The following is a 12341-nucleotide window of genomic DNA, read 5'->3' on the forward strand; positions in this document are numbered from 1 at the left end:
GTACCTGCTTCTCATGTAATGACAACAATAACCTCTGCATAGAGAGTACGAAATATGAACGATAACATTCCCAGCACCCGTTGGTTGCGTATTATTACGCCGGTATTAATTGCCTGCATTATTTCGTTTATGGATCGGGTTAATATTAGTTTCGCCCTGCCCGGAGGAATGGAAGCTGATTTAGGTATTACCAGCCAGATGGCGGGTGTTGCCAGCGGTATATTTTTTATTGGTTATTTATTCCTGCAAATACCGGGTGGACGTATTGCCGTAAATGGCAGCGGTAAACGCTTTATTGCCTGGTCGCTGGTGGCATGGGCGATAGTGTCGGTCGCGACAGGTTTTGTCACCCATGAATATCAGCTGCTGGTACTGCGCTTTATTTTGGGTGTGTCGGAGGGCGGGATGCTGCCCGTAGTGCTGACGATGGTCAGTAACTGGTTCCCTGAGAAAGAACTCGGACGCGCCAATGCGTTTGTGATGATGTTTGCGCCGCTGGGCGGGATGCTGACCGCCCCCGTTTCAGGTGCCATCATTGCCGCGCTCGACTGGCGCTGGCTGTTTATCATCGAAGGTCTGCTGTCGCTGGTGGTACTGGCCGTGTGGTGGTTTATGATTAGCGATCGCCCGGAAGAAGCGCGCTGGTTGCCGCAGGCGGAACGGGAGTATCTGGTGAAAACACTCGCGGCGGAGCGGGCGGCAAAACTGGCCGAAGCACCTGCGAGCAAGGCGCCGGTGAAGGATGTCTTCCGTAACCCCGGTTTAATGAAACTGGTTATTCTTAACTTCTTCTACCAGACCGGTGATTACGGCTACACCCTCTGGCTGCCGACCATCCTTAAAGGGTTGACGGGCGGCAATATGGCGAGCGTGGGGTTCCTGGCGGTACTGCCGTTCGTGGCAACGCTTGCCGGGATCTATGTGATTTCACTCTTCAGCGATCGCAGCGGAAAGCGCCGCCTGTGGGTACGCTTCTCACTGTACTGTTTCGCCGCTGCGCTGATTGCGTCGGTGGTGCTGCGTGAGCATGTGGTGGCTGCCTATATCGCGCTGGTTATCTGCGGGTTCTTCCTGAAAGCGGCGACCAGCCCGTTCTGGTCAATGCCGGGGCGGATTGCCGCACCTGAAGTGGCCGGTAGCGCCCGTGGGGTCATCAACGGCCTGGGGAACCTCGGGGGATTCTGTGGTCCGTATCTGGTTGGGGTGATGATTTATCTTTATGGTCAAAACGTTGCCGTGTGCGCGCTGGCAGGATCGCTGCTGATTGCCGGAACCATGACCTTCCTGCTGCCGAAAAAATGCGACCTTGCCACAGAAGTAGCGGATGACGCCGTCGGCAAAGAGCCGCACAGTGCCTGAGCGCTGGATACATAAATAACAGTTATCATTGTAACCAGATCAATTAACTGTCTACACTCTTGCTGAAAGGCAATATGCGTAAAGACAGGCAAAACAATGATTCTGATAATTTATGCGCATCCTTATCCGCAGCACTCTCATGCGAATAAACGGATGCTTGAACAGGCAGGGACGCTCGACGGAGTGGAAATCCGCTCTCTTTATCAACTTTACCCCGACTTCAATATCGACATCGCCGCCGAACAGGCGGCGCTCTCTCGTGCTGACCTGATTATCTGGCAGCACCCGATGCAGTGGTACAGTACTCCTCCGCTACTTAAGCTATGGATCGACAAGGTCTTTTCACACGGCTGGGCGTATGGTCACAACGGCAAGGCACTGAAAGGCAAAAGCCTGATGTGGGCGGTGACCACCGGCGGCGGTGAAAGCCACTTTGATATCGGCTCCTTCCCGGGATTTGACGTGCTGGCCCAGCCTTTACAGGCAACCGCGCTCTATTGTGGGCTCAACTGGGTACCTCCTTTTGCGATGCACTGCACCTTTGTGTGTGACGATGAAACATTGCAGGCGCAGGCGCGTCACTATAAACAACGCTTAATTGAGTGGCAGGAGACGCACAATGGATAGTCATACGCTCATACAGGCGCTGATTTACCTTGGCGCGGCAGCACTGATTGTGCCGGTTGCGGTGCGTCTGGGGCTGGGTTCCGTACTTGGCTATCTGATTGCCGGGTGTGTCATCGGGCCGTGGGGCTTCCGCCTGGTGACGGATGCCGAATCTATTCTGCATTTCGCGGAAATTGGCGTGGTGCTGATGCTGTTTGTGATTGGCCTTGAGCTTGATCCACAGCGGCTATGGAAGCTTCGCGCCTCGGTCTTTGGCGGCGGTGCATTACAGATGGTGGCCTGCGGGGTGCTGCTGGGCGGCTTCTGTATTTTGCTGGGCATGGACTGGAAAGTGGCGGAACTTATCGGCATGACGCTGGCGCTTTCTTCTACCGCGATTGCCATGCAGGCGATGAACGAACGTAACCTGACCGTCTCTCAGATGGGGCGTAGCGCGTTTTCAGTGCTGTTGTTCCAGGATATTGCCGCCATTCCGCTGGTCGCGATGATCCCGCTGCTGGCGGCAAGCGGCTCTTCAACCACGCTCGGAGCCTTTGCGCTGTCGGCGTTAAAAGTAGCCGGTGCGCTGGCACTGGTAATTTTGTTAGGTCGTTATGTTACACGTCCACTGCTGCGGTTTGTCGCCCGCTCAGGCCTGCGTGAAGTCTTCAGTGCTGTGGCATTGTTTCTGGTGTTTGGTTTCGGTTTACTGCTGGAAGAGGCCGGGCTGTCGATGGCGATGGGGGCATTCCTGGCAGGCGTACTGCTGGCGAGCTCTGAATACCGTCATGCGCTGGAAAGCGATATCGAGCCGTTTAAAGGGTTGTTGCTGGGGCTCTTTTTCATCGGCGTGGGGATGTCTATCGACTTTGGCACACTGGCCACGCACCCGCTGCGGATCATCATTCTGCTGGTGGGCTTCCTTGTTATCAAAATGGGGATGTTGTGGCTGATTGCCCGCCCGCTGAAAGTGCCGAACAAACAGCGTCGCTGGTTTGCCGTGCTGCTGGGGCAGGGAAGTGAATTCGCCTTTGTGGTCTTTGGCGCCGCGCAAATGGCAAATGTGCTCGACCCGGAGTGGGCGAAAGCGTTAACCCTTGCGGTGGCACTGTCGATGGCGGCGACACCGGTTCTGCTGGTCGTACTGACGCGTCTGGAAAAATCGGGCAGTGAGCAAGAGCGCGAAGCCGATGAAATAGATGAAGAACAGCCGCGTGTCATCATCGCCGGATTCGGGCGTTTCGGGCAGATCACCGGTCGTTTGCTGCTTTCCAGCGGGGTGAAAATGGTGATCCTCGACCACGATCCTGACCACGTGGATACCCTGCGTAAATTCGACATGAAAGTCTTCTACGGCGATGCGACCCGTGTCGATCTGCTGGAGTCCGCAGGTGCGGCAAAAGCCGAAGTGCTGATTAACGCCATTGACGATCCGCAGGCCAGTATGGAGATGGTGGCGCTGGTGAAAGAACACTTCCCGAACCTGACAATAATCTCGCGGGCGCGCGATGTGGATCATTACATCCAGCTGCGCCAGGCTGGGGTTGAAGCGCCGGAACGTGAAACATTCGAAGGGGCGCTTAAGTCTGGCCGCATGGCACTGGAAAGCCTTGGGCTGGGGGCGTATGAGGCCCGCGAGCGTGCTGACCTGTTCCGTCGTTTCAACACTGACATGGTGGAAGAGATGGTGGCAATGGCCGGCAGCACGGCATCCGAGCGGGCGGCGGTCTTCAAACGCACCAGTGCGATGCTGACGGAAATCATCAATGAAGACCGTAATCATCTGTCGCTGGTGCAGCGTCACGGCTGGCAGGGGACGGAAGAGGGTAAGCATACCGGTAACCCGGAAGACGAACCGGAGAGTAAACCTTCAGCGTGAAGTGGTGTTGCCAGCAATATTAAAAAATTTCTATTTCTTTACCATGCCGCCAGTCGACGAAAGATTAAGCTTTCCGTATAGTGGCGGCAATTTTTTGCATCCGGGAAATTTTCAATGATCAGTCTGATTGCAGCGCTGGCGGTAGACCGCGTTATCGGTATGGAAAACGCCATGCCGTGGAACCTGCCTGCCGATCTCGCATGGTTTAAACGTACTACGTTAAACAAGCCGGTAGTGATGGGCCGCCTGACCTGGGAGTCGATTGGTCGTCCATTACCTGGCCGTAAGAATATCGTTATCAGTAGCCAGCCGGGCACTGATGATCGTGTTGAATGGGTGAAATCCGTAGACGAGGCTATTGCTGCCTGCGGTAACGCCGAAGAGATCATGGTTATCGGTGGCGGTCGTGTGTATGAGCAGTTCCTGCCAAAAGCGCAGAAGCTGTATCTGACGCACATTGATGCTGAAGTGGAAGGGGATACGCATTTCCCGGATTACGATCCTGACGAGTGGGAATCCGTATTCAGTGAATTCCACGACGCGGATGCGCAGAACTCACACAGCTACTGCTTCGAAATTCTGGAACGTCGTTAAGTGTTTTCCCTCTCCCGCCGGGAGAGGGAATTTACCTCAGGAAGCGACGGCTTCGTCTGCCCCTAAGTCACGCTGTCGGTTAGATGGCTGCACAAAGTAAGCTTTATCTTCCCAGCGTAAGCAGGTCAACACCCCGCCCCAGCAACATCCCGTATCCAGACCGTAGATGCCTTCAGGCGTGCCTTTACCCTCAAGTGAAGCCCAATGGCCGAATACCACGCTGTACTCGTTGGTCACCGGCCCGGGAATGGCAAACCAGGGTTTGAGCGGCGCAGGCGCACTTTCCGGTGTCTCTTTGGAGTACATATCCAGCTGCCCGTTCGGGAAGCAGAAGCGCATCCTCGTGAAGGCGTTAGTAATAAAACGCAAGCGCGCCAGCCCGCTGAGATCTTCACTCCAGTGGTTTGGCATATCGCCGTACATGGCGTCGAGGAAGAACGGATACGAGTCGCTTGCCAGCACCGCTTCAACGTCGCGTGCACAGGCTTTAGCCGTTTCGAGATCCCATTGCGGGGTGATCCCGGCGTGTGCCATGAGCAGTTTTTTCTCTTCATCGATTTGCAGCAGCGGCTGGCGGCGAAGCCAGTTGATCAGGTCATCGGCGTCCGGTGCCTCGAGCAGTGGGGATATCCTGTCTTTCGGCTTATTACGGCTGATCCCGGCATAGACCGCCAGAAGATGCAGATCGTGGTTGCCCAGCACCATCCGTACATTGTCGCCCAGAGATTTTACAAAGCGCAGAACGTCAAGAGAGCCTGGACCGCGAGCTACCAGGTCACCCGTTAGCCAGAGCGTGTCCTGGCCAGGTGTAAAGTCGACCTGTTTTAACAATGCGATCAGTTCATCGTAGCAACCGTGAACGTCGCCAATCAGATATGTAGACATTGGATTAGTGAATGAGTGTTGTAACGGCAAGACGGAACACAGGAATAGCAATGCGGAAGGCATTACCGTCGGCGTCGACCATTTCGTAATGGCCTTGCATGGTACCCAGCGGTGTTTCAATAACCGCACCGCTGGTGTACTGATACTCTTCGCCAGGATCGATGTGTGGCTGTTCACCCACCACACCTTCACCCTGAACTTCGATTTCGCGGCCATTGCCGTTAGTGATAAGCCAGTAGCGCCCAAGCAGTTGCACAGGCATCCGCCCCAGATTGCGAATGGTTACCGTGTAGGCAAAGACAAAACGCTCTTCATCCGGTGTGGACTGGGACTCGATATAGACGCTTTGTACATGGACACAGACGCGGGGCGAATCAATCATGGCTTAGCTCTCCTTCGGCGGGGCATTTTCGCTGATGTAATTAGCCAGCTTGCAATACTGCTCTACGGAAATGTTCTCCGCACGCATTGCCGGGTCGATCCCTAACTCAGCTAACACCTCAACGCTAAACGAGTTGCTCAGGCTGTTACGGATCGTTTTACGGCGCTGGTTAAAAGCTTCAGTGGTAATACGGCTCAGCACGCGCAACTCTTTGACCGGATACGGTTTCACTTTATGTGGGACAAGGCGCACAACGGCTGAATCTACTTTTGGCGGTGGCGTAAAGGCGGATGGCGGTACTTCAAGCACCGGGATCACGTTGCAGAAATATTGTGCCATTACGCTTAAACGACCATACGCTTTACTGTTCGGCCCTGCAACCATACGATTCACAACCTCTTTTTGCAGCATGAAGTGCATGTCGGCAATGGCATCAGTATAGCTAAACAGGTGGAACATCAACGGCGTGGAGATGTTGTACGGCAGGTTACCAAACACGCGCAGCGGCTGACCCATTTTTTCTGACAGCTCGCCAAAGTTCATGGTCATGGCATCTTGCTGATAAATGGTCAGCTTTGGCCCCAGGAACGGGTGCGTTTGCAGACGTGCCGCCAGGTCGCGGTCAAGTTCGATAACGGTCAGTTCGTCAAGGCGTTCGCCTACTGGCTCGGTCAGCGCGGCAAGGCCCGGGCCGATTTCGACCATAGCCTGACCTTTCTGCGGATTAATGGCAGAAACGATGCTTTCGATCACAAACTGATCGTTGAGAAAGTTTTGCCCGAAGCGTTTACGGGCTAAGTGGCCCTGATGGACTCGATTAGTCATTGAGTATTAACAATCATTTTGATGGCGAGATTAAGCGCCGTAATAAAACTGCCGACATCCGCTTTTCCCTGGCCTGCCAGATCCAGCGCAGTACCGTGGTCAACGGAAGTTCGAATAAAGGGTAAACCGAGGGTGATATTCACGCCACGGCCAAAGCCCTGGTATTTTAGCACGGGCAAGCCCTGATCGTGGTACATCGCGAGCACGGCATCGGCATTATCCAGGTATTTGGGCTGGAAAAGGGTATCCGCAGGCAAAGGCCCGCTAAGATTCATCCCTTTTGCACGCATTTCATCGAGCACCGGAATGATCGTGTCTATCTCTTCGGTGCCCATATGGCCACCTTCTCCGGCATGTGGATTTAACCCGCATACCAGCACGTGTGGCTGTTTGATGCCAAATTTCGTTTGCAGGTCATGATGCAAAATCCCGATGATCTCGCGCAGGAGCTCAGGGGTAATGGCATCAGGGATTGCCTTGATGGGCAAATGCGTTGTCACCAGTGCGACCCGCATCTCTTCAGTTGCCAGCATCATCACCACTTTCGGGCTGTGCGAGCGCTCTTCGAAGAACTCGGTATGCCCGGTAAAGGGAACACCGGCTTCGTTGATCACACCCTTGTGCACCGGGCCGGTGATTAACGCGGCAAATTCGCCCTTCATGCAGCCATCACAGGCACGCGCCAGCGTCTCGACAACATAGTGGCCGTTTTCAGTGCTGAGCTGACCTGGGGTAACGGGTGTACGAAGGGGAACAGAAAGAAGGGTTAATGTACCGGCTTGTTGCGGTGCTGGCTGTTGACCTTCAACGTAGGGGAGCAGAGTTAAAGGCAGACCGAGCAATGCTGCCCGGTCTTGTAACAGTGTTGCATCAGCACAGACGACCAGTTCCACCGGCCAGCTGCGTTGAGCCAGTTGGACGACGAGGTCGGGACCAATCCCGGCGGGTTCGCCGGGAGTGATAACAACACGATGTTGTTTCATTAGTTGCTCAGTATTTTCACGTAAGCGCTGGCGCGTTGTTCCTGCATCCAGGTTGCCGCTTCTTCAGAGAATTTACGGTTAAACAGCATACGGTAGGCTCTGTCTTTCTGCGCCGCATCGGTTTTATCGACGTTGCGGGAATCAAGCAGTTCGATCAGGTGCCAGCCAAAGGATGAGTGCACTGGTGTGCTCATCTGGCCTTTGCTGAGCTTCATCAGCGCATCGCGGAACGCAGGATCGTAGATATCCGCAGCCGCCCAGCCAAGATCGCCGCCCTGGTTTGCAGAGCCTGGATCCTGGGAGAACTCTTTCGCTGCGTTAGCAAACGAGGTTTTACCGCTCTTAATATCTGCTGCAATTTGTTCCAGTTTTGCGCGAGCCTGATCGTCAGTCATGATTGGTGACGGTTTCAGGAGGATATGGCGTGCGTGCACTTCCGTGACGGAAAGGCTCTGGCTCTGACCACGCAGATCGTTCACCTTAAGAATGTGGAAACCCACACCTGAACGGATTGGACCGATGATATCGCCTTTCTTCGCCGTGCTCAGTGCCTGAGCAAAGATGGATGGCAGTTCCTGAATACGCCCCCAACCCATCTGGCCGCCTTTCAGCGCCTGCTGGTCAGCAGAGTAAGTGATCGCCAGTTTACCGAAGTCACCGCCGTTACGCGCCTGTTCAACGATAGAACGCGCCTGGCTTTCCGCTTCAGCTGCCTGATCGGAGGTTGGGTTTTCCGGCAGTGGGATCAGGATGTGGCTCAGGTTCAGCTCGGTGCTGGCATCGTTCTGATTACCAACCTGCTTCGCCAGGGCATCCACTTCCTGAGGCAGGATGGTGACGCGACGACGAACTTCGTTGTTACGCACTTCCGAAATCAGCATCTCTTTACGGATCTGGTTACGGTAAGTCGGGTAGTTGATACCATCGTAGGCCAGACGGCTGCGCATCTGATCCATGGACATGTTGTTTTGCTTAGCAATGTTCGCAATCGCCTGATCGAGTTGTTCGTCAGTGATCTTCACGCCCATTTTCTGACCCATCTGCACGATAATCTGATCCATGATCAGACGTTCGAGGATCTGATGGCGCAGCGTGGTGTCATCAGGAAGTTGCTGACCTGCTTCGCCCGAGTTGAGCTTCACAGATTTCATCAAACCGTCAACGTCACTTTCAAGCACAACGCCGTTGTTAACCACAGCAGCGACTTTATCGACAACCTGGGGGGCTGCGAAGCTGGTATTCGCAACCATGGCGATACCGAGCAGCAGCGTTTTCCAGTTCTTCATACTTTTTCCATTTCAATTAACCGCAAAGCGGATTACGTGGTAAATCAAGCACATTACAAAGAAGTACGGTACGGCAGAATGTTCGAGCGCAGCATCTGCTGTGTGCCCAGGCCATAGTTGGAGCTCAGGCCGCGCAACTCGATATTAAAGCCAAACACGTTATCGTATTCGCTTTGATTATTTTTGGTATCCCAGCCGTTAAGTTTGCGTTCGTAACCGACACGCAGCGCGTAACAGCAGGAGTTGTATTGCAGCCCTAACATCTGGTCTGCTGCTTTATTCGCATTGGTATCGAAGTAGTACGCCCCGACAATAGACCAGCGATCGGCGATAGGCCAGCTTGCGACTGCACCCACCTGCGAGATACCGTCTTTGTACTGAGCTTTAGTCCAGGTCGTATCACTGCTGTTTTTCGGCAGCGTTGCCTGAATATACTCAGGACTGGCGTAACGATAGTTCAGCTGAAGCAGTCGGTCTTCATCACGGCGGTACTCGATAGTGGCAGTACTGTTGGCGATATTATCCAGACGGGTATCATACTGCACACCACCGCGCAGGCCCCAACGGTCAGTCATACGCCAGTAAGTATCACCAGCCCAGACAACAGAACCTGTTTTGTCATTATTCTCCCACTGAATGTTTTGCGCATCTCCTGTACGTGACTCGGTGAAATAGTAGATTTGACCAACAGAAACGTTAAAACGTTCAACTGCTGCGTCATCATATACACGCGTTGTCACACCCGTGGTGAGCTGGTTAGCTGAAGCGATACGGTCAAGACCACCATAGGTACGGTCACGGAACAGGCCGCTGTAGTCAGATTGCAGCAGCGAGGAGTCATAGTTGTTGATGTTACTTTGGTCGCGATATGGCACGTACAGGTACTGCATACGTGGCTCGAGCGTCTGGGTATAGCCGTCAGCCAGTAGGCCCATATCACGTTCGAAGATGAGCTTACCGTCCATCTTGAATTGCGGCAGCGTACGGTTTACGGACTCTTCAAGATGAGTGCCATTGCTCGTGTTGTAATCATCAATATTTTTCTGCTGATAGTGGGTCGCCATCAGCTTGGCTTCGGTATTCAGACTCGCCCAGTCGTTAGACCACGGCAGGTTAATCGTCGGCTCAATGTGAAGACGCGTGGCTTCCGGCATATCGGAACTGGTATTCACGAAATGCACAGCCTGAGCGTAAACGCGAGTATCGAAAGGTCCGACGTCGTTCTGGTACCAGTTAACATCAAGCTGTGGCTCCGCGCCGTAGGTGCTGTTTGTCTGGTTCGAGAATACCTGGAACTGTTTGGTCGATACGGTGGCGTTGAAGTTCTCAATGGCATAACCCGCACTGAATTTCTGCGTGGCGTAGCCATCGGTACTTGAACCGTACTTGGAATCGAAGTCGTTGAAATAATAAGAGTCGCTGACCTTGGTATAGTCAACGTTGAAACGCCAGACCTGATCCATCACCCCGGCATGACGCCAGTAGAACAGCCAGCGGTGGCGATCGTCACCCGACGGGTTCTTGACGCTGTCGTCTTTGTAGACGTTATCCGACGGCAGGTAATCAAACTCCATCAGGCCTGTGCCTGCCTGGGTCAGATAACGGAATTCGTTCTGCCACTGAATGTTACCGCGCTTGTGGATATAGTGCGGGGTAATCGTGGCGTCCATGTTTGGCGCAATGTTCCAGTAATACGGCAGGTAGAACTCAAAGTAGTTCGTGGTGCTGTATTTGGCATTCGGGATCAGGAAACCTGAACGGCGTTTGTCGCCAACCGGTAGTTGCAGATATGGGCTATAGAAAACGGGAACCGGGCCGAGTTTGAAACGTGCGTTCCAGATCTCTGCAACTTGCTCTTCGCGGTCGTGGATAACTTCACTCCCCACCACGCTCCAGGTGTTAGAACCTGGCAGACACGAGGTAAATGTCCCGTTTTCCAGAATGGTGTAGCGGTTTTCGCCGCGCTGTTTCATCAGGTCTGCGTCACCACGTCCCTGACGTCCTACCATCTGGTAGTCACCTTCCCAGACGTTAGTATCTTTGGTATTCAGGTTTGACCAGGCTTTCGGACCTTTCAGGATGACCTGATTGTCGTCGTAGTGCACATTACCCAGTGCATCCACCGTACGTACGGGCTCGGCCGCACCTTCTGGCTGCTTCTGATGCAATTGCACTTCATCTGCCTGCAAGCGGCTGTTACCCTGGTTAATATCCACATTGCCCGTAAACGTGGCATTGTCGGGGTAAGTACCTTTTGAACTGTCGGCAGTAATGGTTACCGGCAAGCTATTCGTATCGCCCTTCACCAGTGGGCGATTATAACTTGGGACGCCAAGCATACACTGCGAGGCGAGATCGGCGGCCAGCCCCTGGTGGCTATACAGGGCGGTGCCAATCATTGTGGCCAGGAGGGTGGGGATACGTTTTTTCATACGTTGTATTTATTGTTCCGTCATCAGTGGCTACGGCTTACAAACGCTCAGAGACTATCTTACTCATCAGCGCAGTACCAGCGTTAATCCTGCCCGTTTGCGTGCCAGAGTGTTAGGCTCGCTATCGAATGACGAGTATGATAATGCAAATTATAGGCGATGTCCCTCAATTGACCGTGGCTCGACCACTGTAATGATGGAGTTACGTCGAACCAGGAACATGACTATACGGGGAGTATATGCAGTATTGGGGTAAAATAATCGGCGTTGCGTTCGCAATAATGATGGGAGCAGGGTTCTGGGGAATCGTTCTCGGCCTCATTATTGGCCATATGTTTGACAAGGCGCGTAGCCGTAAAATGGCCTGGTTTGCTAACCAGCGCGAGCGCCAGTCACTGTTTTTCTCCACCACGTTTGAGGTTATGGGGCATTTAACCAAATCAAAAGGGCGTGTGACGGAGGCGGATATTCAGATTGCCAGCGTGTTTATGGACCGCATGAATCTGCATGGTGAGTCTCGCCTGGCGGCGCAAAACGCGTTTCGCATCGGCAAGGCGGACAACTATCCGCTGCGCGAAAAAATGCGTCAGTTCCGCAGCATCTGCTTCGGGCGTTTTGATTTAATTCGGATGTTTCTGGAGATCCAGATCCAGGCGGCGTTCGCTGACGGTTCCCTGCATCCTAATGAACGTGATGTTCTTTATGTCATTGCGGAAGAGTTGGGGATTTCCCGCGTTCAGTTCGACCAGTTCCTGCGCATGATGCAGGGCGGCGCGCAGTTTGGCGGTGGGTATCAGCAGCAACAGTCTGCGGGTGGCGGAGGCTGGCAACAGGCCCAGCGCGGCCCAACGCTTGAAGATGCCTGCAACGTGCTGGGCGTGAAGCCAACGGATGACGCGACGACCATTAAACGCGCGTATCGCAAGCTGATGAGTGAGCACCACCCGGATAAACTGGTCGCCAAAGGCTTGCCGCCAGAGATGATGGAGATGGCCAAGCAAAAAGCACAGGAAATCCAGAAGGCGTACGAGCTGATAAAAGAGCAGAAAGGATTTAAATAAAAAATGGCCCGACAGTATCGTAATCTTTGTCAGTTAAGCACGGTGGAGT

At 53.7% G+C, this 12341-nt stretch carries 11 protein-coding genes; 5 read left to right on the forward strand and 6 right to left on the reverse strand.

The features are described from left to right. Window positions 1-54 precede the first annotated feature (54 nt). From M987_RS09185 to folA, 4 genes are all read left to right on the forward strand, one after another. A complete protein-coding gene (locus M987_RS09185) occupies window positions 55-1359 on the forward strand; it encodes an MFS transporter (RefSeq protein ID WP_014068859.1) in 1305 nt (434 codons plus the stop codon). A gap of 96 nt (window positions 1360-1455) precedes the next feature. Continuing rightward, window positions 1456-1986, forward strand: a complete 531-nt coding sequence (gene kefF, locus M987_RS09190) for a glutathione-regulated potassium-efflux system oxidoreductase KefF (protein ID WP_014068860.1) — start codon at window positions 1456-1458, stop codon at window positions 1984-1986. Next, window positions 1979-3844 (forward strand): glutathione-regulated potassium-efflux system protein KefC, encoded by a 1866-nt coding sequence (gene kefC, locus M987_RS09195; protein ID WP_014068861.1) that lies wholly within the window; start codon window positions 1979-1981, stop codon window positions 3842-3844. The genes kefF and kefC overlap by 8 nt, the downstream gene beginning before the upstream one ends. 114 nt (window positions 3845-3958) lie before the next feature. After that, entirely contained in the window at window positions 3959-4438 is a 480-nt protein-coding gene (gene folA / locus M987_RS09200; protein WP_008502023.1) for a type 3 dihydrofolate reductase, read from the forward strand. Window positions 4439-4474: 36 nt separating this feature from the next. On the opposite strand, the gene apaH is transcribed toward folA, so the two are convergent. From apaH to lptD, 6 genes are read right to left on the reverse strand one after another with little or no spacing between them, the layout of a single operon-like run. Next, window positions 4475-5323, reverse strand: a complete 849-nt coding sequence (gene apaH / locus M987_RS09205) for a bis(5'-nucleosyl)-tetraphosphatase (symmetrical) ApaH (protein ID WP_014068862.1) — start codon at window positions 5321-5323, stop codon at window positions 4475-4477. Window positions 5324-5327: 4 nt separating this feature from the next. Continuing rightward, window positions 5328-5705, reverse strand: a complete 378-nt coding sequence (apaG, locus tag M987_RS09210) for a Co2+/Mg2+ efflux protein ApaG (RefSeq protein WP_014068863.1) — start codon at window positions 5703-5705, stop codon at window positions 5328-5330. Window positions 5706-5708: 3 nt separating this feature from the next. After that, the gene (gene rsmA, locus M987_RS09215; RefSeq protein ID WP_014068864.1) at window positions 5709-6530 is read right to left on the reverse strand and encodes a 16S rRNA (adenine(1518)-N(6)/adenine(1519)-N(6))-dimethyltransferase RsmA; all 822 of its coding nucleotides are present in this window, start codon (window positions 6528-6530) and stop codon (window positions 5709-5711) included. Next, a complete protein-coding gene (pdxA, locus tag M987_RS09220; RefSeq protein WP_014068865.1) occupies window positions 6527-7513 on the reverse strand; it encodes a 4-hydroxythreonine-4-phosphate dehydrogenase PdxA in 987 nt (328 codons plus the stop codon). Before pdxA ends, rsmA begins: the two co-directional genes overlap by 4 nt. Continuing rightward, complete coding sequence (gene surA, locus M987_RS09225; protein ID WP_014068866.1) at window positions 7513-8799, reverse strand: peptidylprolyl isomerase SurA; 1287 nt, start codon at window positions 8797-8799, stop codon at window positions 7513-7515. The genes pdxA and surA overlap by 1 nt, the downstream gene beginning before the upstream one ends. Window positions 8800-8852: 53 nt before the next feature. Then, window positions 8853-11231, reverse strand: coding sequence for an LPS assembly protein LptD (gene lptD / locus M987_RS09230; protein WP_014068867.1), 2379 nt, complete (start codon window positions 11229-11231; stop codon window positions 8853-8855). Window positions 11232-11470: 239 nt separating this feature from the next. Between lptD and djlA the strand changes: the two genes are divergently transcribed. Next, a complete protein-coding gene (gene djlA / locus M987_RS09235) occupies window positions 11471-12292 on the forward strand; it encodes a co-chaperone DjlA (protein ID WP_014068868.1) in 822 nt (273 codons plus the stop codon). The last annotated feature ends 49 nt before the right edge of the window (window positions 12293-12341 follow it).

The sequence above is a fragment of the Enterobacter soli ATCC BAA-2102 genome (assembly GCF_001654845.1).
Taxonomy (GTDB): Bacteria; Pseudomonadota; Gammaproteobacteria; order Enterobacterales; family Enterobacteriaceae; genus Enterobacter; species Enterobacter soli.